The 26,133-nt window shown below is 61.6% G+C and carries 23 protein-coding genes; 9 read left to right on the top strand and 14 right to left on the bottom strand.

What is annotated here, in order from left to right; translation table 11 throughout:
- Positions 1–215: 215 nt before the first annotated feature.
- The 8 genes from AACY36_RS02910 to AACY36_RS02875 all read right to left on the bottom strand — a co-directional run bounded on the left by AACY36_RS02910 (position 216) and on the right by AACY36_RS02875 (position 9,086).
- Positions 216–845: a glutathione S-transferase gene (locus tag AACY36_RS02910; protein WP_339415362.1), complete on the bottom strand. Its 630-nt coding sequence runs from the start codon at positions 843–845 to the stop codon at positions 216–218.
- Positions 846–906: 61 nt separating this feature from the next.
- Positions 907–1,089 (bottom strand): hypothetical protein, encoded by a 183-nt coding sequence (locus AACY36_RS02905; protein ID WP_339415363.1) that lies wholly within the window; start codon positions 1,087–1,089, stop codon positions 907–909.
- Complete coding sequence (locus tag AACY36_RS02900; RefSeq protein ID WP_339415364.1) at positions 1,086–2,189, bottom strand: PepSY-associated TM helix domain-containing protein; 1,104 nt, start codon at positions 2,187–2,189, stop codon at positions 1,086–1,088. The genes AACY36_RS02905 and AACY36_RS02900 overlap by 4 nt, the downstream gene beginning before the upstream one ends.
- A 62-nt stretch (positions 2,190–2,251) precedes the next feature.
- Entirely contained in the window at positions 2,252–4,684 is a 2,433-nt protein-coding gene (locus tag AACY36_RS02895; protein ID WP_339415365.1) for a TonB-dependent siderophore receptor, read from the bottom strand.
- A gap of 197 nt (positions 4,685–4,881) precedes the next feature.
- On the bottom strand, positions 4,882–5,844 hold the full coding sequence (locus AACY36_RS02890) for a FecR family protein (protein ID WP_339415366.1): 963 nt from the start codon (positions 5,842–5,844) through the stop codon (positions 4,882–4,884).
- Positions 5,841–6,359 (bottom strand): RNA polymerase sigma factor, encoded by a 519-nt coding sequence (locus AACY36_RS02885; RefSeq protein ID WP_065871830.1) that lies wholly within the window; start codon positions 6,357–6,359, stop codon positions 5,841–5,843. The genes AACY36_RS02890 and AACY36_RS02885 overlap by 4 nt, the downstream gene beginning before the upstream one ends.
- 100 nt (positions 6,360–6,459) lie before the next feature.
- On the bottom strand, positions 6,460–7,167 hold the full coding sequence (locus AACY36_RS02880; RefSeq protein WP_339455941.1) for a 3'-5' exonuclease: 708 nt from the start codon (positions 7,165–7,167) through the stop codon (positions 6,460–6,462).
- On the bottom strand, positions 7,164–9,086 hold the full coding sequence (locus AACY36_RS02875) for a putative nucleotidyltransferase substrate binding domain-containing protein (RefSeq protein ID WP_339415368.1): 1,923 nt from the start codon (positions 9,084–9,086) through the stop codon (positions 7,164–7,166). Before AACY36_RS02875 ends, AACY36_RS02880 begins: the two co-directional genes overlap by 4 nt.
- A gap of 245 nt (positions 9,087–9,331) precedes the next feature.
- On the opposite strand from AACY36_RS02875, the gene AACY36_RS02870 reads away from it, so the two are divergent.
- Positions 9,332–9,778 carry a response regulator gene (locus tag AACY36_RS02870; protein ID WP_339415461.1) on the top strand — a complete coding sequence of 149 codons (447 nt, stop codon included), beginning with the start codon at positions 9,332–9,334 and terminating at the stop codon, positions 9,776–9,778.
- A gap of 171 nt (positions 9,779–9,949) precedes the next feature.
- Here AACY36_RS02870 and AACY36_RS02865 read toward each other — a convergent pair whose 3' ends face one another.
- Positions 9,950–12,127 (bottom strand): malate synthase G, encoded by a 2,178-nt coding sequence (locus tag AACY36_RS02865; RefSeq protein WP_339436921.1) that lies wholly within the window; start codon positions 12,125–12,127, stop codon positions 9,950–9,952.
- 267 nt (positions 12,128–12,394) lie between these two features.
- Here AACY36_RS02865 and AACY36_RS02860 point away from each other — a divergent pair, with 267 nt between their 5' ends.
- The gene (locus AACY36_RS02860) at positions 12,395–12,907 is read left to right on the top strand and encodes a glycine cleavage system protein R (RefSeq protein WP_339415370.1); all 513 of its coding nucleotides are present in this window, start codon (positions 12,395–12,397) and stop codon (positions 12,905–12,907) included.
- A gap of 223 nt (positions 12,908–13,130) precedes the next feature.
- On the opposite strand, the gene rarD is transcribed toward AACY36_RS02860, so the two are convergent.
- From rarD to AACY36_RS02835, 5 genes are all read right to left on the bottom strand, one after another.
- Positions 13,131–14,015, bottom strand: a complete 885-nt coding sequence (rarD, locus tag AACY36_RS02855; RefSeq protein ID WP_339415371.1) for an EamA family transporter RarD — start codon at positions 14,013–14,015, stop codon at positions 13,131–13,133.
- A gap of 170 nt (positions 14,016–14,185) precedes the next feature.
- Positions 14,186–15,160 (bottom strand): serine/threonine protein kinase, encoded by a 975-nt coding sequence (locus AACY36_RS02850; RefSeq protein ID WP_106575556.1) that lies wholly within the window; start codon positions 15,158–15,160, stop codon positions 14,186–14,188.
- 153 nt (positions 15,161–15,313) lie between these two features.
- A complete protein-coding gene (locus tag AACY36_RS02845) occupies positions 15,314–17,212 on the bottom strand; it encodes a PhoX family protein (RefSeq protein WP_339496740.1) in 1,899 nt (632 codons plus the stop codon).
- 79 nt (positions 17,213–17,291) lie between these two features.
- Positions 17,292–18,056 carry a TOBE domain-containing protein gene (locus tag AACY36_RS02840; RefSeq protein ID WP_339415373.1) on the bottom strand — a complete coding sequence of 255 codons (765 nt, stop codon included), beginning with the start codon at positions 18,054–18,056 and terminating at the stop codon, positions 17,292–17,294.
- 58 nt (positions 18,057–18,114) lie between these two features.
- Positions 18,115–18,852, bottom strand: coding sequence for a ComF family protein (locus tag AACY36_RS02835; RefSeq protein ID WP_339496739.1), 738 nt, complete (start codon positions 18,850–18,852; stop codon positions 18,115–18,117).
- Between the two features lie 92 nt (positions 18,853–18,944).
- Between AACY36_RS02835 and bioB the strand changes: the two genes are divergently transcribed.
- The 7 genes from bioB to AACY36_RS02800 all read left to right on the top strand — a co-directional run bounded on the left by bioB (position 18,945) and on the right by AACY36_RS02800 (position 25,985).
- A complete protein-coding gene (bioB, locus tag AACY36_RS02830) occupies positions 18,945–20,000 on the top strand; it encodes a biotin synthase BioB (protein ID WP_339415375.1) in 1,056 nt (351 codons plus the stop codon).
- Between the two features lie 68 nt (positions 20,001–20,068).
- Complete coding sequence (gene bioF, locus AACY36_RS02825; protein ID WP_339415376.1) at positions 20,069–21,250, top strand: 8-amino-7-oxononanoate synthase; 1,182 nt, start codon at positions 20,069–20,071, stop codon at positions 21,248–21,250.
- Entirely contained in the window at positions 21,243–21,974 is a 732-nt protein-coding gene (locus AACY36_RS02820; protein WP_339415377.1) for an alpha/beta fold hydrolase, read from the top strand. The genes bioF and AACY36_RS02820 overlap by 8 nt, the downstream gene beginning before the upstream one ends.
- Positions 21,967–22,779, top strand: a complete 813-nt coding sequence (bioC, locus tag AACY36_RS02815; RefSeq protein WP_339415378.1) for a malonyl-ACP O-methyltransferase BioC — start codon at positions 21,967–21,969, stop codon at positions 22,777–22,779. The genes AACY36_RS02820 and bioC overlap by 8 nt, the downstream gene beginning before the upstream one ends.
- Positions 22,776–23,456 (top strand): dethiobiotin synthase, encoded by a 681-nt coding sequence (gene bioD, locus AACY36_RS02810; protein ID WP_339496738.1) that lies wholly within the window; start codon positions 22,776–22,778, stop codon positions 23,454–23,456. Before bioC ends, bioD begins: the two co-directional genes overlap by 4 nt.
- A gap of 106 nt (positions 23,457–23,562) precedes the next feature.
- On the top strand, positions 23,563–23,844 hold the full coding sequence (locus AACY36_RS02805) for a pyrroloquinoline quinone biosynthesis protein PqqE (protein WP_339415380.1): 282 nt from the start codon (positions 23,563–23,565) through the stop codon (positions 23,842–23,844).
- A 335-nt stretch (positions 23,845–24,179) separates the two neighbouring features.
- Positions 24,180–25,985, top strand: coding sequence for a phenylacyl-CoA dehydrogenase (locus AACY36_RS02800; RefSeq protein ID WP_339496737.1), 1,806 nt, complete (start codon positions 24,180–24,182; stop codon positions 25,983–25,985).
- Positions 25,986–26,133 lie beyond the last annotated feature (148 nt).

Genomic DNA, 26,133 nt, shown 5'->3' with positions numbered 1-26,133 from the left:
GAAGGCGCAGTTGGTGGCCAGGATAAATACGCTATTTCCTGATCTACGCGGCCCCAGTGTAGTGAGCGGGCTTGCCCCGCGCTGGGCTGCGCAGCAGCCCCAAAACCAGCCGCTGAGGAGTGCCTGATACACCCTTGGTTGCTTGATAGCCCCACGCGGGGCAAGCCCGCTCACTACAGAAAGGCTGTCGGCCCGGCGTGGGGGGAGTCTTGAGGTCACGCGGGCGGTTGCGTGTCCAGCATCGAAGGCCGCTGGCTGACCTCGGCATACCATGCGGCAAGCTGCGGGTTATCCGAGCGCCATTGCATATCCGGATGACGGAAATCCAGGTAACCCAAGGCGCAGGCCACGCTGATGGCGGCGATGTCGAAGTGGCTGGTCAGTTCGGCGATTGCATCCGCTTCTAACTCAGCGAGGCTGCGACGGATCTTGTTGCGCTGCTCGTCGAGCCATGGGTCCCAGTGTTTTTCCGCCGGTCGCAGGGCGGTCTCGTAACGCACCAGCACGGCGGCATCCATGATGCCGTCGGCCATCGAGGCCAGGGTCAGGCGGCGCCAGCGCGCCGAGCCGTCGCGAGGGATCAGCGGGTTGCCGACGTGCTGGTGGTCGAAGTAATCAAGGATCACCCGGCTGTCGTGCAGCACCGTGCCGTCCGCCAGGCGCAGGGCCGGGATCTTGCCCACCGGGTTGCCTTGCACCAGTTGGGCGTCCGGGTTGACCGGGGTCGGCATGCACCCGTGCAGGGCCACGCGATCTTGCTGGCCGGTTTCGGCCAGCAGCACACGGACCTTGCGCACGAAGGGTGAAGCGGGGTTGTGGAACAGGGTCATGCTGGGAGCGGACATGGGCATTCCTCAAGATAGGCAGTGGCTAGCCTAGAGGGTTGCATGACGGCTGGCGAGGCCCTTAGCCGCGCCGTTTGAACAATGCGTACACGCCTATAACTGCTGGCAGCCCTAAACCCACCCAACTGAGCGAATCCCACAGCCCATCCCCGAGCAACGCCGCAAACAACCCGGCGGCGCTGAGCAGGCCAATCCCCAGGGGAATGGCAAACACCTTCCAGAAATTCGACCGGCGCGGCTTCATGCCTTGCCCGCCTTGCGCCGCACGATCCACAAGTAAATCCCGCTCACCAGCACGATGATGGTCAGCACATCCAAGGCGGCCCAGAGGATTTTCATCGGCATGCCGCCGTAGTCGCCAAAGTGCAGCGGTTGGGACATGCCCATGGCGTCCATGTACCACGGCCGTTCGGCGATGGCGGTGACGGCCAGGGTACTGGCGTCGATCAACACCGGCGTGAGCAAGTGCGACGTCAGGTGGGTGCTGCCCTTCATGAACACCGCGTAGTGGTGCTCACTGGAAAAGCGCGTGCCGGGGAAGGCGATGAAGTCCGGCTGCATGCCCGGCGCGGCTTTGGCGGCGATGGTCAGCAACTCGGTGGCCGGGGCGCGTTGGGTCAGGGGGGGCGTGCTTTTATAGGGCTCGATCATCGCGCTGAGGCTGTCCTGGCGCCAGGCGGCGATGATCAGGTCGGCGCAGGCGCTGATTACACCGGTCACGCCCACCACCAGCGCCCAGGTCAACGTGACCACACCGATCAGGTTATGCAGGTCGAGCCAACGCAGGCGGGTGGATTTGTCCTGACGCACGGTGGCGAATGTCAGGCGGCGCATGAACGGCAGGTACAGCAGCGTGCCGGAGATAATCGCCAGTACAAACAGAATGCCCATGAACGCCAGCAACAACTTGCCTGGCAGACCGGCGAACATATCCACGTGCAACCGCAGCAGGAACAGGGTGAACCCACCGTTGGCCGCCGGGGTTTCCAGCGCTTCACCGGTGCGTGCATCCAGCATGAAAGTGTGCGACGCGTTGGGTTCGGTGCCGGCGGTGGCGGCCATGATTGCGATCACGCCGTTCTGGTCGTCTTCGTCCCAGGCCAAGTACTGCATGGCTTCGCCGGGGCGATGAGCCTGAGCTTTAGCCACAAGCTGCTCGAGGTTGAGCCGCGGCGTATCGGCGGGCATCTGCGCCAGTTCAGGCTCATTGCCCAGCAGGTGATCAATCTCGTGGTGAAACACCAGCGGCAGGCCAGTCAGGGCGAGCAGTAACAGGAATACCGTGCAGATCAGGCTGGTCCAGGTGTGGATGAAGGACCAGCGGCGGATGGTTTTGCTTTTCATTTTCTAACCTTCAGACACACGCAAGCCGCTCAAGGGAGCGGCCTGGTTGTTGGCTCAGCCGATTACCACTGATAGGTGGCGCTGGCGACTACGCTGCGTTGGTCGCCGAAGTAGCAGTAGGAACCGTCACAGGTGGAGATGTAGTCCTTGTTGAATAGGTTGGTGGCGTTGAGTTTGACCGATGCACCTTTGAGGCTGTTGTCGAGGCGGCCCAAGTCGTAATGCACCGCACCGTCGAACACGGTGTAGGCGTTGGCCTTACCCAGCCAGGTATTGCCCTGGTCGCCATAGGTGTTGCCGGTGTAGCGGGCGCCGAAGCCGATACCGAAGCCGTCGAGTACGCCGGTGTGCCAGGTGTAGTCGGTCCACAGCGAAGCTTGCTGGTTGGGCATCAGTTGCAGGCGGTTGCCCTTGAAGTCGCCTTTTTGCACTTCGGATTTGGCCAGGGTGTACGCCGCGATCACCTTGAGGTTCTCGGTCACGTCAGAAACGGCTTCCAGTTCCAGGCCTTTGACTTTCACTTCGCCGGTCTGGTCGGTGATCGGGGTACCGCTCGTTCCGGTGCTGGTGACCAGTACGTTTTTCTGCGTGAGGTTATAGACCGCCGCACTCAGCAAGGTATTGGAGCCAGGTGGCTGATACTTGATTCCCAGTTCCCATTGCTTACCTTCGGTGGGCTTATACGACTTGACCGGGTCGGCGCTGGCGTTGCTTGCTGGCTGGAAGGATTCGGCGTAGGACAGGTATGGCACGAAGCCCGAATCGAACACATAGCTGACTGCCGCGTTGCCGCTGAAGTTTTTGTTGCGGTCGGTGTTGGTCGCGTCTTGTTTGTTGAAGTACGTGGTGCCTTGGTGCACCCAATCTTCACGACCACCGAGGGTCAGGCGCCAGTTGTTGAGGGCCATCTGGTCTTGCACGTAGAGGCCGGTCTGCACGGTTTTCTGGTTGTAGTCGTAGAACGCATCGGAGCGCGCCGGGCGCACTACCGGCGTGGTATTGACCGGGTTGAAGATATTGACACGTCCGGCACCCCCGAAGATCGACAGGTACGAGGTGTCGGTCCGCTGGTGGTCCAGACCCAGCAACAGGGTGTGGGTGACATCACCGGTGGCGAAGTCGGCCTGGAAGTTGTTATCCACTGCGAACTGTCCGATGTTCTCATCGACGTTGGTCGAGAGGCGATCCATGTTGCCCGCTGCATCCACTGGAGCGAAGGCATAGGAACCCACGGTCAGTTGCTGGAACGACAACTCCGACTTGGTGTATCGCAGGTTCTGCTTGAACTGCCAGGTATCGTTGAAGCGATGCTCGAAGGCATAGCCCAGCGCGTAGTAAGTGCGGTCGTAGAACTCGTAATCTGGATCGCCCAGATTCTTGTAATGTGATACGTCGCCCGATGGCGATTTGATCTTGGTGCCCACGATCGGCAGGAACTGACTGGTGGTACCCGTATCGTCACGCGTGAACTGCGACAGCAGCGTCAGCTTGGTGTCGGTGTCGATGTTCCAGGTCAGGCTCGGCGCAATGTTGTAGCGCTTGTTGTCGATGTGGTCGACTTGGGTACCCGCATCGCGTACCACACCGCTGACGCCATATAGAAACTGGCCTTCATCATCGATCTTGCCGGTGCTGGCGAAGTTGATCTGGCGGTAGTTGTCACTGCCATATTGCACTTGGATGGCATGACTGGACTCTTCGCTGGGACGCCGGCTGACCATGTCCAGCAGGCCGCCCGGTGGCGTCTGGCCGTACACCGATGAGGCCGGACCGCGCAGCAGGGCAAGGCGGTCGAGGTTCCAGGTTTCGGCTTTCGGGTTGGCGTACACCCCGCGTGGTAGCGGCAGGCCGTCGAGGAACTGGGTCGGTTCGAAGCCGCGCACGCGCATCCAGTCGTAGCGGGTGTCGCTGCCGTAGCTGGCGGACACGATGCCGGGCATGTATTTGACGGCGTCGTCCAGGTTCTGCACGTTGCGGTCCTGCATCTGCTCGCGGGTGGCGACAGAGATCGACCGCGGCGCTTCAACCAGCGCAGTGTCGGTTTTGGTGCCGGCGGCAGTGCGCGTGGCCAGGTAGCCTTGCACCGGGCCCCAGGCACTTTCCTGGCCGCTGTCTTGGCCAGTGATGTTGGTGACCGGCAGCGCCATTACGCCCTCTTGAAGCGCCACCAAGGTGTAAGTCCCCGCGCTGCTCTGCTCCAGTTGCAACCCCGTCCCACGCAACGCTTCACGCAGCGCACCCGGCGCATCGAACTGGCCCTGGACCGGTGCCGAGGTCTTTCCGGCGGCGAGCGCCGGGCTGAGGGTCAGCGCCAAGCCGCCCTGGCTGGCGATCTGGTTCAGGGTGCTGGCCAGTGGCGCCGCCGGCAGGTTGTACGCACGCACGCTGGACGCCTGCTCGGCGGCGATCAGCACAGGGCTGGTCAGCGGGGCGCTGAGGGCGATGGCCACGGCTAACAGGCTGGGGCGCAACAAGGTGTCTAGGGTGCGGGACATACGGCGGCTCCTGAATGGAAATATTTCTCAGTTGCCTAGGTGCCGAACGAGAATTGAAAAGTGATAGGGCGGGGTGAAAATATTTTCCCAGGGTGTTCTTGAGGGCCTCATCGCAGGCAAGCCAGCTCCCACGTTGGAATGCATTTCAACGGTGGAGCTGGCGTGCCTGCGATAGCGATAGCATGGGCATCGCGAACCTAAGGCTTGCCCTTCACCGTCACCCACCACGGTGCACGCTGCTCAATCTGCACCGGCAACGTCGGCAGCAGCGCATTCAGCGCCAGCGTGGTGTCGTGCAACGGGAAACTGCCGGTGATACGCAAGTCGGCCACATCTTTATCCACACCCAGGTAACCGGTGCGGTAGCGGCCGAGTTCCTCGACCACATCCCCCAGGCGGGCGTTGTCGACCACCAGCATGCCGCGCGTCCAGGCGTCGGTGGCGGGGGTGACAGTCAGCATCGGGCCGAGGCCGTCGCTGCGCATCAGCACTTGCTGGCCTTCCTTGAAGACCTGTTCCTGGTGCAGCGCCTCAGGCTGTGCGGCCACGGCGGACTGCAACACGCTCAAGCGCGTGGCGTCGTCTTCGCGCTTGACGATAAACCGCGTGCCCAGCGCCCGCAGGCTGCCGTCGCGGGTTTGTACATAGAACGGGCGCGCATCGTTGTGGCCGGTCTCGACGAGGATCTCGCCTTCCTGCAACACGATCAGCCGGCGTTTCTCATCAAAACGCACATCGATAGCACTGTGGGTATTGAGGTTGATCAGCGTACCGTCCGCCAGCTTCAGCGTGCGCTGCTCGCCGGTAGCGGTGCGTTGGTCGGCCAGCCAGTAATGGAACGGCACATAGCGCTCACCGGCAAACAATGCCACGCCAATGACCAGTGCAATGCTCGCCAGACCACTGCCCAGCTTGCGCACGCGCTGGCGAATGCCTTCCCGCGATTGCAACAACGCCACCCGCGCCGGGCCCGAAGCGGCGCTGAAACGCTGGTCGAGCATGCCCAGTTGGCGCCACGCGCGGGCGTGTTCGTCATTGCTGGCCAGCCATTTGCCGAACTCTTCGCGCTCAATAGCGCTGCCGTCTCCTGAATCAAGAGACAGTTGCCAGGCAATGGCTGCATCCAGCACATGGGCCGAGACCGGTCTGGAACCGTTCACAGCGGCTCGCCATACAGGGCGATGTAGCACTGGCGAATGCCCTGGGCCAGGTACTGGCGCACGCGCGGCACGGACACGCCGAGGCGCTGGGCGATTTCCGCATGGCCCATGCCGTCGAGGCGGTTGTAGAGGAAGGCCGCGCGCGCCTTGCTCGACAATTTGCCGAGCAGGCGGTCGATGGCCTTGAGGTCTTCGAGGATCAGTTGCTGTTCTTCCGGCGAAGGGTGTTCGCTTTCCGGGATCAGCATCAGTTCGGTGAGGTAGGCCTGTTCCAGTGCGGCGCGGCGGAAGTAGTCGAACAGCAAGCCCTTGGCGATGGCGACCAGGAACGCCCGAGGTTCGCGGGGTTCGCGCAGCTCATCACGGCCCAGCAGGCGCATGAAAGTGTCCTGGCTCAGGTCTTCGGCGCGGCTTGGGCAGGCCACATTGCGTCGAAGCCAGGCCAGCAGCCAGCCACGATGGTCGCGATACAACGCGCCAACAAGCTCACTGTGTGGGTTCTGGACCGACGACAAGGCATCACCGAATAAACAAGAGGTTTAAACTAACGAGAATTATTCGCGATTGTGTCAGAGCCGTGGGGTGGGTGCAATTGGCGTCTGTCGGGAGAGGGTATTAAAACGATGGCGCGTGTTTACGCCGCTTCCACTGGCTCAAGCGCTCTTGCAGCGTGTGGGGGGTGTCGATCTGTTGCTGGCGTGCGCGGCTGAGCAGGATGAGCATCAGCTCCGCCGTGGCCAGCGCATCGGCGCTGGCATGATGGCGCTCGCCCACGTGCAGGTTGAAGTGGTTGATCCAATCGTCCAGCCCGGCTTCGCGTATATGCGCCTCGGGGCACAGCAGCGGGGCGATGTCGGCAACATCAAGAAACGGATGCGTCAGGCGGTAACCCAGGCTGTCCTTGAGCGCCCGGCACAGCATGTGCTGATCGAACGGTGCGTGGAAGGCCAGCAATGGGCTGTCGCCGACAAACGCCATAAAGTCCAGCAACGCCTCGACCGGGTCGCTGCCGGCAGCAATGGCACTGGGGCCGAGGCCGTGGATCAATACGCTGGGGCTGAGTTTGGTGTCGGCGCGTTGCAGCGTGCGCTCGAACAATTGAGAAAAGTCCACCGCGCCGTCTTCGATCACCACCGCACCGATGGACAGCACCTGATCACGGTTGAGGTTCAGGCCGCTGGTTTCCAGGTCCACCACCACCCAGCGCTGACTGCGCAAGGAACCGTCGCCCAGCGCGGTGGGCTTGCGCAGTTGCTCCAGGCGTTGTTGCTGCGCGGTATCCAGCCCAGGCTTTTTCGTACGCAGCCAACTGAACAGGCTCACAACTGATACCGCAACGTCAGGCTGCTTTGCAGGCGTTGAGCCTGGCGCAGGGACTCTCGCAGGATGCGCCGGTCCAGGTGGTTGAGGCTGTCCGGGTCGACGCGGTTGGAATACGGCTGATTCTCGCGGGTTTGCAGCTGGTGCTGCTGCATGCGGGTTTGCTGGATGAAGTGGTAGGCCTCTTCATAGGCGGCGCCGTCCAGAGGCTCGATCACTTCCTTGACCACCAGTTGGCGCAGGCGCTCCAGGGTGTTATTGGCGTGGATGCCGTTGGCCAGGGCCAGCAGGCGCGCGCCGTCGACAAATGGCGTCAGTCCTTGCACCTTGAGGTCGAGGGTGGCTTTTTCGCCGCCTTTACGCGTTAGCACAAACTCGCGGAAACGTCCCACAGGCGGCCGTTGGCGCAACGCGTTTTCAGCCAGCATGCGTTGGAACAAGCGGTTATCCGCGACCTGGTCAAGAATGCCCCGGCGCAATTGCTCGCAACCGCGCTCATCGCCCCACACCACGCGCAGGTCGAAATAAATGCTGGAACCCAGCAGATTCTCCGGCGTCGCCTCGCGGATAAACGCCGCAAAACGCCGCGCCCATTCCGCTCGGGACAGGCAAAGCTCTGGGTTGCCGGCCATGATGTTGCCCTTGCACAGACTGAACCCGCACAACGCCAGGCTCTGGTTGATCTGCTGTGCCAGCGGCAACAGGCGACTACGGATCTGCGCTGCTTCGGCGGTGTCCTTGGCATCGAACAGAATGCCGTTGTCCTGGTCGGTGTACAGCGTCTGCTCGCGACGACCTTCGCTGCCAAAACACAACCAACTGAAGGGCACGCCGGGGTCGCCTTTTTCAGCCAGCGTGAGTTCGATCACCCGGCATACGGTGTGATCGTTAAGCAGCGTAATGATGTGGGTGATCTGGGTCGACGACGCGCCATGGGCCAGCATGCGTTCGACCAACTGGCCGATCTCGCCGCGAATCGCCACCAGGTTTTCCACGCGTGGCGCGTTACGGATGGTGCGCGCCAGGTGCACCAGGTCCACCCGTTGCAGGGAAAACAGATCGCGCTCGGACACCACGCCACACAGGCGTTGGTCTTTGACCAGGCACACATGGGCGATATGCCGTTCGGTCATGGCGATGGCGGCGTCGAAGGCGCTGTGGTCCGGGGTCAAGAAGAAGGGCGCCTGGGTCATGTGGCCTTCGATGCCTTGGGTGAAATCGCTGGTGCCATCGGCCACCACTTGGCGCAAGTCGCGCAGGGTGAAAATGCCCAGGGGCGCCTGGCCCTCATCGACGATCACAATGCTGCCCACCTGTTGTTCGTGCATCATCGTCACCGCTTCGCGCAGCGGCGTGGTTGGGCTGCACATCACTGGATGGCGCATGGCCAATTCACCCAGGCGGGTGTTCAGTGAGTATTGAGTGCCGAGGGTCTCCACGGCTTTTTGTTGCACCTGTTGATTAACCGTGTCCAACAGGCTGCTGACGCCACGCAGGGCGAAGTCGCGAAACGGGCTGGACAGCGCGAACAGCTTGATAAACGCCGGTTTGTTCAGTTGCAGGCAGAAGGTGTCTTCGGCCGCCTTGTGCTCGGTGCGGGTTGCCCGTTCACCTAACAGTGCCGCGAGGGGAAAGCACTCGCCCGTCGCGATTTCAAAAGTGGTTTCGGCGCTGTCCGGGCGCTCACCTACGACCCGTCCCTGCTTGACGATATAAAAATGTTCAACCGGCCCGCCCGACGGTTTAAGGATGCTGTCGCCGGGGCCATAAAAGCGCAGCTGGCACTGTTCCACCAAAAACGCCAGGTGTGCGTTTTCCATCTGGTTGAAGGGCGGGAAGCGTTGCAAGAACTGCAGGGTGCCGTGAATGTTTTGCAACACAGCAGTTTTCCCCGCCTGGGCGAAGGCATCAGCTTTACTCATAACAGTGGCCGCATTTTTTGTCGTTATCGTCCCTCATGGTCGACTCGCGCGCGGCGGGTGCCCATTGGACGTAAGTCTAGGTCGATACAAACCGCACTCACCTAGGGGAAAGCCTTACATGACTATCGTCCAAAACCCGTAGAACGCCCACTAGTCAGACTTTCCGACGAAGTGCACATTGTTCGACCCTCCGGTGATGTCTGACGTCTGAGCGGAGTGGATTGATGAGAACTGCTGAGAACCGTATGTCCGACCACGATATTTTAAGCGACGCCGAGCGCGAGGCGCTGAGCGCTGTGATGCTGGAGCCTGATCTACCGCCACAGCGCGTGTTGATCGTCGATGACGACAAAGACGCGCGTGAACTGCTGGCGGAAATCCTGGGCCTGGACGGCATTCGCTGCATGACCGCCGAGAATGGTGAGGCGGCGTGGTACATGTTGAATTCCAGCAGCTCCATCGGTTTGCTCATCACCGACCTGCGCATGGCGCCCAGCAATGGCCTGGAACTGATCCGCCAGGTTCGCGAATCCACGCGTGCGGCGTTGCCGATCATCATCATGTCGGGGGACGCGGAAGCGCCGGATGTGATCGATGCGATGCATTTGAGTGTGGTGGATTTTTTGTTGAAGCCGATTGATAGCGCGAAGTTGGCGAAGTTGGTGAAGCGGGAGTTGGGGATGGCGTCCTGACTCTGTGTTGACGGTGATGGCCTCTTCGCGAGCAAGCCCGCTCCCACAGTCGACCGCGTTTTCCAGATAGAGCGCGGTCAAGTGTGGGGGCGGGCTTGCTCGCGAAAGCGCCAGTCCAGCCGTCACAAAAACCAATAAAAAGCCCTGATCTCGCGACCAGGGCTTTTTCATTTACAGGCCGTTTTTAGCCTTGAACTCCCGCCGCCGACGGTGCAATACCGGCTCGGTATACCCATTCGGCTGTTTGGTCCCTTCAATCACCAACTCCACCGCCGCCTGGAACGCGATGTTGCTGTCGAAATCCGGTGCCAGCGGGCGATACAACTTATCGCCGGCATTCTGACGGTCCACCACCGGCGCCATGCGCTTGAGGCTTTCCATCACTTGGGCTTCGTTGACGATGCCGTGGCGCAGCCAGTTGGCGATGTGCTGGCTGGAGATGCGCAGGGTGGCGCGGTCTTCCATCAGGCCCACATCGTTGATGTCCGGCACTTTCGAGCAGCCGACGCCCTGGTCGATCCAGCGCACGACGTAGCCAAGGATGCCCTGGGCGTTGTTGTCCAGCTCGTTGCGGACTTCTTCGTCAGACCAGTCGGTGTTGCTGGCCAGAGGAATCGTCAGGATATCGTCCACCGAGGCGCGCTCGCGCTTGGCCAGTTCGGCCTGGCGGGCGAAAACGTCGACCTTGTGGTAGTGCAACGCGTGCAATGCGGCTGCCGTTGGCGACGGCACCCAGGCAGTGTTGGCACCGGCCAATGGATGGGCGATTTTCTGTTCGAGCATCGCCGCCATCAGGTCGGGCATGGCCCACATGCCTTTACCGATCTGTGCGCGACCTTGCAGGCCGGTGCTCAAGCCGATATCGACGTTCCAGTTTTCGTAGGCGCCAATCCACTTCTCGGCCTTCATCGCGGCCTTGCGCACCATCGCGCCGGCTTCCATGGAGGTGTGGATTTCGTCGCCAGTGCGGTCGAGGAAGCCGGTGTTGATAAACACCACACGCTCGCTGGCCGCCTTGATGCAGGCCTTGAGGTTGACCGTGGTGCGGCGTTCCTCGTCCATGATCCCGACTTTCAGCGTGTTGCGCGGCAGGTTCAGCACGTCTTCGATGCGCCCGAACAGCTCGTTGGTGAACGCCGCTTCTTCGGGGCCGTGCATTTTCGGTTTAACGATGTACACAGAGCCGGTGCGGCTGTTCTTGCGGCTGCTGTTGCCGTTGAGGCTGTGGATCGCCGCGAGGCTGGTGAGCAAGCCGTCAAGAATGCCTTCCGGCACTTCGTTGCCGTTTTTGTCGAGGATCGCGTCGATGGTCATCAGGTGACCCACGTTGCGTACGAACAACAACGAACGACCGTGCAGGGTGACATCCTTGCCATCCACGCCGGTGTAGACGCGGTCCGCGTTCATGGTGCGGGTAAAGGTCTTACCGCCCTTGGCTACTTCTTCGGCCAGGTCGCCCTTCATCAGGCCGAGCCAGTTGCGGTAGATCACCACCTTGTCATCGGCATCGACGGCGGCGACGGAGTCTTCGCAGTCCATGATGGTGGTCAGCGCGGCTTCCATTAGCACGTCTTTGACGCCGGCGGCATCGGTCTGGCCGACCGGGGTGCTGGCGTCGATCTGGATTTCGAAGTGCAAGCCGTTGTGTTTCAGCAGGATCGCAATCGGCTCAGCCGCAGGGCCTTGGAAACCGATCAACTGCGCGTCGTCACGCAGGCCGCTGTTGCTGCCGCCCTTGAGGCTGACGATCAGCTTGCCATCGGCAACCTTGTAGCCGGTGGACTCGGCGTGGCTGCCGGCGCTGAGCGGGGCGGCCTCATCGAGGAAAGCGCGGGCGAAGGCGATAACCTTGTCGCCGCGCACTTTGTTGTAGCCCTGGCCCTTCTCGGCGCCATCGGCTTCACTGATGGCGTCGGTGCCATACAGTGCGTCATACAACGAACCCCAGCGCGCATTCGAGGCGTTGAGTGCGAAGCGCGCGTTCATCACCGGCACGACCAACTGAGGGCCGGCCATGCGGGCGATTTCGTCATCGACGTTTTGGGTTGTGGCCTGGAAGTCTGCAGCTTCTGGCTGCAGGTAGCCGATGTCTTGCAGAAAGGCTTTGTAGGCCACCGGGTCGTGAGCCTGGCCGGCGTGGGTCTGGTGCCAGGTATCGACGCGCACCTGGAAATCGTCGCGTTTGGCGAGTAGGGCTTTGTTCTTCGGTGCCAGATCATGGATGACCTTGTCGGCACCGGCCCAGAACTGGTCGGCAGTGATGCCCGTACCGGGAATGGCTTCGTTGTTCACGAAGTCGAACAGGACTTTGGCGACCTGCAGGCCACCGACTTGAACGTGTTCAGTCATTGCTTGCCTCACTCTGCGGAGCTTATGCGCTTTTTCAGATTTTCATTATGTAGTGCACGGTTGGGCATACTACATGATGACTTGCGGTTGTGAAAATTAGACTAAATACGTCGTTTAGCGACCCACTTTGGTCGTACGGTCACAGCGGAGAATCGGATGTTCTCAAAAAACTATTGGATTGTTCCAGATAAATATAAAAATGGTACACGATTTGTTTTCAAGGGCTTCCGGGTCCACCTTGTAGATTGAATTCCAGAGGGCTTTGCCATGGACCATCTTGTACTCACAATTATCGCCGCCGACAAACCCGGGCTGGTTGAACGCATTGCGCAGAACATCAACGCCCACGGCGGCAACTGGCTGGAAAGCCGCATGGCGCACATGGCCGGGCAGTTTGCCGGGATCCTGCGGGTCAGTGTACCGACGCAGAGCCGTCAGGCATTGGTGGGCGCGCTGGAGGATTTATCCACACACGGCATTCGTGTGCTGGTGGGTGAGGGCAGTACTGGCCAGGCTTCAGCATCCAAAGCGATTGTGATGACGCTGGTGGGCAACGACCGTTCGGGCATCGTGCGCGAGATCACGGCGCTGCTGAGCCAGCAGGGGGTGAACCTGGCGAGTCTGAGCACTGACGTTCGCCCGGCCCCTATGAGCGGTGACCCGTTGTTCACTGCCGAGGCGCTGTTGCAGGTGCCGGCAGCATTATCCCTGGATGTATTGCAGTTATCCCTGGAAACCCTGGCGGATGACTTGATGGTGGAGTTGCACCACGAGGAATAATCTGGCCACGAGGTTATGCATGGAAATCTTGCATGGGCCTGTGGATAACCTGTAGAGACCCGGCGCCAGGCCAGACCGGCCGGGCTTCTCCGTCAACTGAGCAAAAAACGAGCAGTTTCAAGGGCTTGTGCACAAATGGCGGGGATCAGGTTGTGGATAACCTTGGGATGGGTGTCTGCAAGTCACGCCGACCATGCCTTGCAGAGGTTTGTACGTTATTTGATCAGCGTTTTCGCACGCTCAGCCAGATATCCACGCTGTACACCACCAGGCCTGCCCAGATAAAGGCGAAGGCAGTCAACGTGCTCGGCGCCAAGTGTTCGCCGAACAGCAGCACGGCCTCCAGTAGCACCAGCGTCGGCGCCACATACTGCAGGAAGCCCAGCGCGGTGTAAGGCAAATGCCGTGCGGCGGCGTTGAAACACACCAGCGGGATCAGCGTCACCGGGCCCGCAGCTACCAGCCACCAGGCTTCTGAGGTGCTCCAAAATTCCAGCTGCGCACTGTGGGCCGTTGGGTTGAACAGCAGCCATGCGACAGCAATGGGCACCAGCATCCAGGTTTCTACCACCAGCCCCGGCAATGCTTTCACCGGCGCCTGTTTACGGATCAATCCGTAAAAGCCAAAGGTCAACGCCAGCACCAGCGACACCCACGGCAAGCTGCCCACCTGCCATACCTGTTGCGCCACACCCGCTGCAGCCAGCCCGACGGCGACCCATTGCAGACGGCGCAGGCGTTCACCCAGGATCAGCATGCCCAGCAGCACATTGACCAGCGGGTTGATGTAGTAACCCAGGCTCGCTTCCAGCATGCGCCCCGTATTCACCGACCACACATACGTCAGCCAGTTGGCCGCAATCAGCGAACCGCTGAGGGCCAGGATCGCCAGGCGCTTGGGGTTGTCACGCAGTTCGCGGAACCAGCCGGGGTGTTTCCACACCATCAGCAGCAAACCGCCGAACAGCGCTGACCACAGTACGCGGTGCACGATGATCTCGGCGGCGGGCACGCTGGCGATGGCTTTGAAGTAGAGCGGGAACAGACCCCAGATGACATAGGCGCTAAGGCCCAGGATGTAACCCTTGCGGGGGTTGGCGGCTTGCATGCGGAATCCTTGCTTAGGCAGCTAACAAAGCGTAATTGTAAGGATATTTCTCAGGCATTGGGATCTGCTTTCTGTGGGCGCCGGGCTTGCCCGCGATAGCATCATCTCGGTTCTCCTGCACAACCGAGGTGCCTGCATCGCGGGCAAGCCCGGCGCCCACAGAGAAGCCGTCAGAAGAGTTTCAGAGGTTCTTCGTTCAGGGCCGAGAGTTGTTCGCGCAATGCCAACACCTGGTCGCCCCAATAGCGCTCACTGCCAAACCAAGGAAAGCTGTGGGGAAACGCCGGGTCATCCCAGCGCCGTGCCAGCCAGGCGCTGTAGTGCATCAGGCGCAGGGCGCGCAACGGTTCGATCAACGCCAGTTCACGCGGGTCGAAGTCGTGGAATTCCTGATAGCCGTCCATCAATTCCGACAACTGTCCCAGACATTCTTGACGGTCTCCGGCGAGCATCATCCACAGGTCCTGCACCGCCGGGCCCATGCGGCAGTCATCCAGGTCGACGATATGGAACATCTCGTCACGGCACATCATGTTGCCGGGATGGCAATCGCCGTGCATGCGGATGTTCTTGTGCGGCGTGGCCTTGTACACCTCTTCCACGCGTTTGAGCAGGTCGCGCGCCACGGACTCGTAGGCCGGCAGCAGGCTCTTGGGAATGAAGTTGCCTTCCAACAGGGTGGTCAGGGAATCGTGCCCGAAGTTCTTCACGCCCAAGGCTTCACGGTGTTCGAACGGGCGGGTGGAACCCACCGCATGCAAACGGCCAAGCAGTTGCCCAAGGCGATACAACTGATCCAGATTGCCCGGCTCCGGCGCACGGCCGCCACGGCGTGGGAACAAGGTGAAGCGGAAACCGGCGTGCTCGAACAGGCTTTCGCCATTGTGGATCAGTGGCGCCACCACCGGCACTTCGCACTCGGCCAGTTCGAAGGTGAAACGGTGTTCTTCAAGGATCGCCTCGTTAGTCCAGCGCTGTGGGCGATAGAACTTGGCGATCAACGGTTCGGAGTCTTCGATGCCCACTTGGTAGACGCGGTTTTCGTAGCTGTTGAGCGCGAGAATGCGCGCATCGCTGAGGAAGCCGATACTTTCGACAGCGTCGAGCACCAGGTCGGGGGTGAGTGTTTCAAACGGATGGGCCATGCAAACTCCTGCGCGCAGCAGGTCGCCGCGTCCGGCCGGGTATGGTAACGCACACGAGCATACATAGGTGGTGGCTGTGGGGACGCCTTCGCGAGCAAGTCGAAGCGTCTAACCGCCGGTTCGACGCTTCGACTTGCTCGCGAAAGCGGTCTATCAGGCGCCGACGATACCGCCGTCATCCCGTCGAATCGCCATCACCGACGAACGCGGCTTGCCATTCGGTAGGTGCTCCGGCCAGGTGGAGCCGCCGGTTTCACCCGGATGCTGAATCCCCACAAACAACGTCTTCTGATCCGGCGAGAAGCTGATGCCCGTCACTTCACAGGCCACAGGGCCAACCATGAAACGACGGATTTCCCCGGTGGTCGGGTCAGCGCAGAGCATCTGGTTATTACCCATCCCCGCGAAATCACCCGCGTTGCTGTAGTCGCCGTCGGTCAGAATCCACAGCCGCCCGGCCTTGTCGAAACCCAAGCCATCAGGGCTGTTGAACATATTTTGCGGGTTGATATTCGACGAACCGCCCTTCGGCGTGCCGGCGTGGACGCCAGGGTTGCCGGCCACCACAAACAGGTCCCAAGTAAATGCCATGCTGGCGTGGTTATCGGCGTCGGCTTTCCAGCGCAGGATCTGGCCGTAGACGTTTTTCTCACGGGGGTTGGGGCCGCCGACGGGTTGGCCGTCTTCACCGCGCTTGGCGTTGTTGGTGAGGGTGCAATAGACCTGACCATCGGTGGGGCTGACCACGATCCATTCCGGGCGGTCCATGCGCGTGGCTTTCACCACACTGGCGGCGAGGCGCGCGTGGATCAGCACTTCGGCCTGGCTGTTGAAACCGCTGCTGGCGTCGATGCCGTTTTTGCCATGGGTCAGCTCGACCCACTGGCCCTTGCCCTTGGGGTGGTCGGCATTGCCGTCGCCCGCGTCGAAGATCGCCACATACAGGGTGCCGTGGTCGAGCAGGTCTTTGTTGGCCTTGGGGTTCTTATGGTTGATCTTGTCGCGGCTGATGAACTTGTAGATGAACTCGCCGCGCTCGTCGTCGCCCATGTACACCACGGCGCGGCCGTCGCGGGTTTCAGCGAGGGCAGCGTTCTCGTGTTTGAAGCGGCCCAGGGCGGTGCGCTTGGCTGGGGTGGATTGCGGGTCGAACGGGTCGATTTCCACGACCCAGCCATGGCGATTGAGCTCGTTGGGGTTCTTGGCCAGGTCAAAGCGCGGGTCGTGCTGGTGCCAGTTGATGTCTTTGCTGGCGGCGACGGCGCCGTAGCGTTTCTGCCCGGCATCAAACGTTTGCTGTGGGTTGCTGCTGCCAAAGCAGTCGGTGAAGTTCTCTTCACAGGTCAGATAAGTGCCCCACGGGGTTTTGCCGTTGGCGCAGTTCTGGAAGGTGCCGAGGGCTTTCTTGCCGGATTTGTCGGCGCTGGTTTTCAGCCATTCGTGACCGGCGGCGGGGCCGCTCAGACGGATCGGCGAGTTGCCGTGGATGCGCCGGTTGTAGCGCGAGTTCTGGACGAACTGCCAGGTGTCACCCTTGCGCCGCACTTCGATCACCGACACGCCTTCGCTGGCCTGCGCCTTGCGCACGTCTTCGGCCGATTGCGGCGCGCCGCCGTGGGCAAAGAGGTAGCGGTAGTTGGTGTATTCGTTGTTGATCGCCATCAGGGCGCGGTTGTCGTCGCCGGGGAAGGCGAACAGGCTCATGCCGTCGTTGTTGTCACCGAACTGCTGTTCCTGAGCGTTGGCCGTGCCGTTGCCGGACGGGTCGAACGCCGGCGCGCTCTTGCTCAGCGGCTGGCCCCAACTGATCAACACCGAAGCGCTGTAGCCCGGCGGCAAAGTGATAGCGTCGCTGGTAGCGGCGGCGATGCTGGTAAAACCCAGCAGCGGGCTGGCGGTGGCGGCGTTGACGGCCAGGGCGCTGCGTGTCAGCAGGTTGCCGCCCAGGAACATCGCGGCACCGCACAAAGCGCCGGCGCCGATAAAGCGGCGGCGGGTGAGGCCGACCATCTGCTCAAGGTCGGTGGCTTGGTTTTCTTCTAATAGGCTCATCTCAGGCTCCCTGCGGTTTTTGCAGACACCTTAAGGAGCGGGCGTGACGAAATTGTTGCAGTTAAAAGAAGGTGGCGCCTTACACCGGTGTTCCCAGCAGCACATTGCTCGGCGCGAACTGCACCTGGATCGTCTGGCCTCTGGCTGCGCCGAGGGCGTTGAGCGTGTCGCGCTGCGCCAGGGCGCATAGAACCTGGCCGTTGGGCAGCACGATGCGGACTTCGCTGGGGCCGTCGTCGGCATCGAGAATGGCGTCGACGGTGCCGCTCATGCAATTGTGTCCAGTTGTTGCAGAAACCTCGGGTGCGAGCAATTCCAACCAGCCCGCCTTGATCAGTGCGACCACTTCCACGCCAGTTTCCAGCTCCAGTCGCTGCGTGCTGTCGTGAGTGATTTGCGCATCCAGGGTCAGCCCGCCAGCCAGTTGCAGGCGGACCAGATCATTGCGGCCATGATGCTCGATGGCGACGACTTGACCATGCAGTTGATTACGCGCGCTGGTGCGCAGCATCAAGCGGCCGAGCAGGTTGAAGTCACTGGCGGCTTCATCAGAGCCCAGCACTTGGGCCTGTAACACTTGCAGGCGCTGGTAAAGACGCAAGACTCGCTCACCCTCGACCGTCAGCTTGGCGCCGCCGCCGCCCTTGCCGCCGACGCTGCGTTCCACCAGTGGTTTTTGCGCAAGATTGTTCAGCTCGTCGATAGCATCCCACGCCGCCTTGTAACTCAAACCAGCGCTTTTCGCCGCGCGGGTGATGGAGCCCTGCTCGGCGATATGCGCCAGCAAGGCAATGCGCTGTGGGCGACGGATGATGTGCTGGCTGAGGGAGGCTGGCAGTGACATGTGGGTACGCTTCGATGAGATGGGCCGAACGTTGCGGGCAAGGTTGGCTGGAGTCAAGTCAGCTGCCCGGTTTGGGCGTGCGCGCCAGGCAGTACACATCAACCTGTCGCGCGCCGGCCTTCATCAACAGTTGCGCCAGGCTGTGGGCGGTGGCGCCGGTGGTGAGTACGTCGTCCACCAAGGCAAAGTGCCGGTCTTGCACGTGGGCGCCGGGGGCCAGGGCAAAGGCGCCGAGCAGATTGCGCTTGCGAGTCTTGGCGTCGAGGGCTTGCTGGGCGACCGTATCATGAGGGCGTAACAACACATGTTCATCGTGGGGGAGGTTCAGCTCGCTGCTGAGCCAACGCGTCAGCATCAAAGCCTGGTTGTACCCGCGCTCGCGCAGGCGTTTGCGCGCCATGGGCACCGGCAGCAAGCAATCCGGGCGCGTGAGTTCGGTGTTGTCCAGGCGGTGCTGCAGGTGTTGCGCCAATAGTCTTGCGAGCATCTGCCCGAAGGGCCAGCGCGCCTGGTGTTTGAAGCGGCTGATCAGGCTGTCGATGGGAAAGCTGTAGGTCCAGGGGGCGATCACCTGTTTAAAGGGCGGTGGTTGTCTCTGGCATTGGCCGCACACCAAACCCTCCATCGGCAGTGGAAGGGCGCACACGTCGCAGTGCTCCAGCAGCCAAGGCAGCTCGGTTTCGCAGACGTTGCACACACAATGGGTGGATTGCGTCGCCTCATCGCAGATTAAGCAGGTCTGTACGGTTTTTAACCAGATGTAAACCTGGTGTTTATGCTTTGGTTGACAGTGCATGAATCTTCCTTAAATATGCCGAGCATCCGTGTCGTGCCTGTGGGTATTGCCCTTCCCACAGCGTTTGCCAAAGCATAATCAAGGAATCGCCCATGAGCGCCAGCACCACCGCCACTTTGCGTCACGATTGGTCTCTCGCCGAAGTCAAAGCGCTGTTCGTGCAGCCGTTCAATGACCTGTTGTTCCAGGCGCAGACCGTGCACCGCGCGCATTTCGACGCCAACCGTGTGCAAGTGTCGACGCTGCTCTCGATCAAAACCGGTGCCTGCCCGGAAGATTGCAAATATTGTCCGCAGTCGGGCCACTACAACACGGGCCTCGAAAAAGAAAAGCTGATGGAAGTGCAGAAGGTCCTCGAAGAGGCCGCTCGCGCCAAAGCCATCGGCTCGACGCGTTTCTGCATGGGCGCCGCCTGGAAGCACCCGTCGGCCAAAGACATGCCTTACGTGCTGCAGATGGTCAAAGGCGTGAAGGCCATGGGCCTGGAAACCTGCATGACCCTCGGCCGCTTGGACCAGGACCAGACCGAGGCCCTGGCCCAGGCCGGCCTTGACTACTACAACCACAACCTCGATACCTCGCCGGAGTTCTACGGCAGCATTATCACTACCCGCACCTATGGCGAGCGCCTGCAAACCCTGGCCTATGTGCGCGATTCGGGGATGAAGATCTGCTCCGGTGGCATCCTTGGCATGGGCGAGTCCCTCGACGACCGCGCCAACTTGCTGATCCAACTGGCCAACCTGCCTGAGCATCCTGAGTCAGTGCCGATCAACATGCTGGTTAAGGTCGCCGGTACGCCGCTGGAAAATGCCGAGGATATCGACCCCTTCGACTTCATCCGCATGCTGGCCGTGGCGCGCATCCTGATGCCGCAATCCCACGTGCGCCTGTCGGCCGGCCGTGAGGCGATGAACGAGCAGATGCAGGCTTTGGCGTTTTTTGCCGGTGCCAACTCGATCTTCTACGGCGACAAATTGCTGACCACCGCCAACCCACAGGCTGACAAGGACATGCAACTGTTCTCGCGCCTGGGCATCCTGCCGCAAGCGCGGGAAGAGCACGCGGATGAGGTGCATCAGGCCGCGATCGAGCAGGCGTTGGTGGAGCACAAGAGCAGCGAGCAGTTCTATAACGCCGCTGTGTGAACCCCCGGTCTCACCTTGGATGCGCTCCCACACTTCGACCGCGCTCAGTCTGCTTAAATGAGGCCTGCATGTCTTTTGATCTCGCCGCGCGCCTCGCTGCCCGCCGTGCCGAACACCTCTATCGCCGACGCCCGCTGCTGGGTAGCCCCCAAGGCCCGGAAGTGGTGGTGGACGGCCAGCCGTTGCTGGCGTTTTGCAATAACGATTACCTGGGCCTGGCCAATCATCCGCAGGTGATCGAGGCCTGGCGCGCCGGTGCCTCCCGTTGGGGCGTGGGCGGTGGCGCTTCGCACTTGGTGGTCGGGCATGCCACGCCGCACCATGAACTGGAAGAAGCCCTGGCGGACCTGACCGGTCGCCCACGCGCCTTGCTGTTTACCACCGGCTACATGGCCAACCTCGGTGCGGTCACGGCGTTGGTGGGGCAGGGCGACACGGTGCTGGAAGACCGGCTTAACCACGCCTCGCTGCTGGATGCCGGCCTGCTGTCCGGTGCGCGCTTCAATCGCTACCTGCACAACGACGCTGAAAGCCTGGTCAAGCGCCTGGAGAAGGCGACCGGTAATACGCTGGTGGTCACCGACGGCGTGTTCAGCATGGACGGCGACCTGGCGGATTTGCCCGCGCTGGCCCGTGAAACCAAGGCAAAGGGCGCCTGGTTGATGGTGGACGACGCCCACGGTTTCGGCCCTTTGGGCGCCCACGGCGGCGGCATCGTCGAGCATTTCGGCCTCAGCCAGGAGGACGTGCCGGTGCTGGTCGGCACGCTCGGCAAGGCCTTCGGTACGGCGGGGGCCTTTGTGGCCGGCAGCGAAGAACTGATCGAAAGCCTGATCCAATTCGCCCGGCCCTACATCTACACCACCAGCCAACCGCCCGCCCTGGCCTGCGCTACCTTGAAAAGCCTGGAGCTGTTGCGTACCGAGCACTGGCGGCGCGAGCACCTCAATAGCCTCATTCGCCAGTTCCGCCAGGGCGCGGAGCAGCTCGGCCTGGACTTGATGGACAGCTTTACGCCGATCCAGCCGATCCTGATCGGCGACAGTGCCAAAGCCATGCGCCTGTCGCACATGCTGCGCGAACGCGGCTTGATGGTGACCGCGATCCGCCCACCTACCGTGCCGGCTGGCAGCGCGCGCTTACGCGTGACCTTGACCGCGGCCCACAGCGAGGCGCAGGTGCGGCTATTGTTAAATGCATTGGAAGCGTGTTTCCGCTTGTTAGGCGCCACGGAGCCCAACCATGCGTGATCGACTGATATTACTGCCCGGCTGGGGCCTTGGCGTATCGCCGTTGGAGCCTTTGGCCGCCGCCTTGCAAGGCCTGGACGAGCACCTGCGGGTGCAGATCGAGCCGCTGCCGGCGCTGGACTCCAGTGACCTGAATGAATGGCTCGATGAACTCGACGCCACGCTGCCGGACAACGCCTGGCTGGGCGGTTGGTCGCTGGGTGGCATGCTCGCTTCGGCGCTGGCGGCGCGACGCGCAGAGCGCTGCTGCGGCCTGCTGACCCTGGCCAGCAATCCATGTTTCGTTGCCCATGACGGCTGGCCGAGCGCGATGCCCGCCGAGACCTTTGACGCGTTCCTCGCCGGCTGCCATGCCGACTCCCAGGTCACCCTCAAGCGCTTCGGCCTGTTGTGCGCCAAGGGCGCGGAGGACCCACGCGGGTTGTCGCGCCTGCTGGTCAGTGGCGCGCCGAATACACCGACGAGTGTGTTGATGCCCGGGCTTGAGCTGCTCGCCCAACTCGATACGCGCGGCGCTTTGCTGGCCTTCCGTGGCCCGCAGCTGCACCTGTTTGCCGGCATGGACGAGTTGGTGCCCGCCGAAGCCGCCAGCGCCCTGCTGGCCCTGCTCCCCGATGTTGAAATCGGCCTGATTGAACAGGCCGGCCACGCGTTTCTTCTGGAAGACCCCCACGGTGTAGCGGGGGCCATCCAGGCCTTTTTGCATGAGTGCGTCGATGACTGATTTATCCCACGCCCCGCTGCCGGGTGGCTTGCCGGACAAGCGCCAGGTGGCGGCCTCCTTTTCCCGCGCGGCGGCCAGTTACGACAGCGTTGCCGAGTTGCAGCGGGCGGTGGGCAGCCAATTGCTGGCGCGTCTACCAGCAGGCATCGCGCCGCAACGCTGGCTGGACATGGGCTGCGGCACCGGTTATTTCAGCCGTGTGTTGGGTGAACGGTTGCCCGCCAGCCAGGGCGTGGCGCTGGATATTGCCGAAGGCATGCTCAACCACGCGCGGCCGTTGGGTGGCGCTAGACATTTCATCGCGGGGGACGCCGAGCGTTTACCGCTGCACGACGCCAGTTGCGGGCTGATCTTCTCCAGTCTCGCGGTGCAATGGTGCGCGAACTTCGAGGCGGTGCTCAGTGAAGCCTATCGTGTGCTGCAACCGGGGGGTGTCCTGGCGTTTGCCAGTCTTTGCGTGGGCACCCTGGAAGAACTGCGCGAAAGCTGGCGCGCCGCGGATGGCCTGGTCCACGTCAACCGCTTTCGCACCTTCGAGGCTTATCAGCAGCGGTGTGCGGCCAGTGGCCTGCGAGTAGTGAGCCTGGAGCGCCGCCCCCATGTGTTGCACTACCCGGACGTGCGCAGCCTGACCCACGAGCTGAAGGCCTTGGGCGCGCATAACCTCAACCCCGGCCGGCCGGGAGGCTTGACGGGGCGTGCGCGGATTGTTGCACTGGTGCAAGCGTATGAGCAGTTCCGTCAGGCCCAGGGCCTGCCGGCGACTTACCAAGTGGTGTATGCCGTACTGGAGAAACCGCTATGACCGCCGCTTACTTCATCACTGGCACCGACACCGATGTCGGCAAGACCACCATTGCCGCCGGCCTGTTACACGCGGCGCGGCAAGCCGGCAAAAGCACCGCTGCCGGCAAACCGGTGTCTTCCGGCTGCCAGGTCACGCCCAAAGGCTTGCGTAATGCCGATGCGCTGGCATTGTTGGCCGAATGCTCATTGCCCCTGAGTTATGCCGAGGTCAACCCGGTGGCATTCGAACCGGCCATCGCGCCCCATCTGGCGGCGCGGGAAGCGGGTGTCTCGCTCACCGTTCACTCTTTGCTCAAACCTATGCAGCAGGTTCTGGCCAGGCAAGCGGATTTCACCCTGATCGAAGGCGCCGGCGGATGGCGTGTGCCATTGGCCGATCAGGCGAATTTGTCGGACCTGGCCATGGCGCTCAAACTGCCCGTGATCTTGGTGGTGGGTGTGCGGCTGGGGTGCATCAGTCACGCCTTGCTTACCGCCGAAGCCATCGCGCGAGACGGTTTGCAGTTGGCCGGGTGGGTGGCCAATATCATCGACCCCAAGACCTCCCGTCTGGAAGAAAACCTCGCCACCCTGGCAGAGCGGTTGCCTGCGCCATGCCTGGGCCGTGTGCCGAAACTTAAGCAGGCGGGGGCTGAAACCGTGGCGGAGTACCTGCAATTAGACTTGCTTGACTGATTTTGGCTATCGCTGAGGCATTATGCCATTAGTGTTTTTGTCGGGTGTTTTGTGGGCAACTCTGCTTCAATCACAGCTCACGATTCTCTAAAGGCAGGCTTACGCCATGGAAATCTCTGGAAGCAGCGCGTTTTACTCGGGGCTGAGCACTATTCAGGCCGGGCAGAACCGTGTCGACCAGGCTGCGGGCAAGATTGCCAGCGCCGCCACGACCCAGCCATCGGATGCGCAAAGCGACCGTCTACAAGCCAACGACCGCGCCCAGCTGTCCAACTCGGCCAGCAACATGGTGGAAATGGCCCAAGGCAAGTTCCAAGTCGAGCTCGGCGTAAAAGTCGCCAAGGCTTCGGATGAAATGCTCGGCACGTTGATCGATACCTACGCTTAACGCTCTCGCCGCCTGCACACCGGCTCTCCTGTGGGAGAGGGCTTGCCCGCGATAGCATCTGTTCGGTCCTGTTGATGCAGCGAGGCGCCTGTAGCGCAGGCAAGCCCGCTCACACAGTTGTTCTGCTTCGTCCTCTCGAACTTCTACACTCATTTTGGTGTGGCAACCCGCCGCAGACGTTGCCGTGCGCGCCATTGACCCACGTCATGACAAACGGCACCCGGACGACGCTTGACATCCCCAGGTGGTAAACGTATGTTTCAAACACCTGTTTGACCGCCATAACCCATCCACGCGGTTGTTCATTCCAGATACATCAGCAGAGGTTTATCGCTATGCCTGACTACAAGGCCCCCTTGCGTGATATTCGCTTCGTTCGTGACGAACTGCTCGGCTATGAAGCGCACTATCAGAGCCTGCCGGCTTGCCAGGACGCTACCCCGGACATGGTTGACGCCATCCTTGAAGAAGGCGCCAAGTTCTGTGAACAAGTGCTGGCACCGCTGAACCGCGTGGGCGACATCGAAGGGTGCACCTGGAGTGAGTCAGGCGTTAAGACCCCTGCTGGTTTCAAAGAAGCCTACAAGCAATTCGTTGAAGGCGGCTGGCCAAGCCTGGCCCACGACGTGGCGCACGGTGGCCAAGGCCTGCCGGAGTCCCTGGGCCTGGCAGTCAGCGAAATGGTTGGCGAAGCCAACTGGTCATGGGGCATGTACCCGGGCCTGTCCCACGGTGCGATGAACACCATTTCCGAGCATGGCACCCCAGAGCAGCAAGAGGCCTACCTGACCAAACTGGTGTCGGGTGAATGGACCGGCACCATGTGCCTTACCGAGCCACACTGCGGCACCGACCTGGGCATGCTGCGCACCAAGGCTGAGCCTCAGGCTGACGGTTCCTACAAGGTCTCCGGCACCAAGATCTTCATCTCGGCCGGTGAACACGACATGGCCGACAACATCGTCCACATCGTACTGGCCCGCCTGCCGGACGCACCGGCTGGCACCAAAGGCATCTCGCTGTTCATCGTGCCGAAATTCATGCCAAACGCCGATGGTTCGGTGGGTGAGCGCAACGCGGTGACCTGTGGCTCCCTGGAACACAAGATGGGTATCCACGGCAATGCTACCTGCGTGATGAACTTCGACGCGGCCACCGGTTTTCTGATCGGCCCGGCGAATAAAGGCCTGAACTGCATGTTCACCTTTATGAACACCGCTCGCCTGGGCACGGCGCTGCAAGGCCTGGCCCACGCCGAGATCGGCTTCCAGGGCGGCCTGAAGTACGCCCGCGACCGCCTGCAAATGCGCTCGCTGACTGGCCCGAAAGCGCCGGAAAAAGCCGCTGACCCGATCATCGTGCACCCAGACGTGCGCCGCATGCTGCTGACCATGAAAGCCTTCGCCGAAGGCAACCGTGCGATGGTGTACTTCACCGCCAAGCAAGTGGACATCGTCAAATACGGCACCGACGACGAAGCCAAGAAACAGGCTGACGGCCTGCTGGCCTTCATGACCCCGATCGCCAAGGCGTTCATGACCGAAGTCGGTTTTGAGTCTGCCAACCACGGCGTACAGATCTACGGTGGCCACGGCTTCATCGCCGAGTGGGGCATGGAGCAGAACGTTCGTGATAGCCGCATTTCGATGCTATACGAAGGCACCACCGGTATCCAGGCGCTGGACCTGCTCGGCCGTAAAGTGCTGATGACCCAGGGCGAAGCGCTCAAGGGCTTCACCAAGATCGTCCACAAGTTCTGCCAGGCCAACGAAGGCAACGAAGCCGTTCAGGAGTTTGTTACTCCGCTGGATGCGCTGAACAAAGAGTGGGGCGAGTTGACCATGAAGGTCGGCATGGCCGCGATGAAAGACCGTGAAGAAGTGGGTGCCGCCTCGGTGGACTACCTGATGTACTCCGGTTATGCGTGCCTGGCTTACTTCTGGGCCGACATGGCGCGCCTGGCTGCCGAAAAACTGGCTGCTGGCACCACCGAAGAGGCGTTCTACACCGCCAAGCTGCAGACCGCGCGCTTCTACTTCCAGCGTATCCTGCCGCGTACCCAGACCCATAAAGCTACCATGCTATCGGGCGCCAACAACCTGATGGACATGAAAGAAGAAGACTTCGGCCTGGCTTACTAAGCCTCACCGGGTCCACTTCCACAGCCGCTGCTCCTTGACAAGAGCAGCGGCTTTTTTGTGCGCGATAAAAAACCGCAGCACAGTACTCAGGGATTGCTGCCGGCTGCCGTTACAGTGATGGCAATGTGATACATGCGCGACGGGTTGT

The organism is Pseudomonas sp. EA_15y_Pfl1_P101, from assembly GCF_963970835.1.
Classification (GTDB): Bacteria; Pseudomonadota; Gammaproteobacteria; order Pseudomonadales; family Pseudomonadaceae; genus Aquipseudomonas; species Aquipseudomonas tritici.
This window is presented reverse-complemented; position numbering and strand designations above follow the sequence as displayed.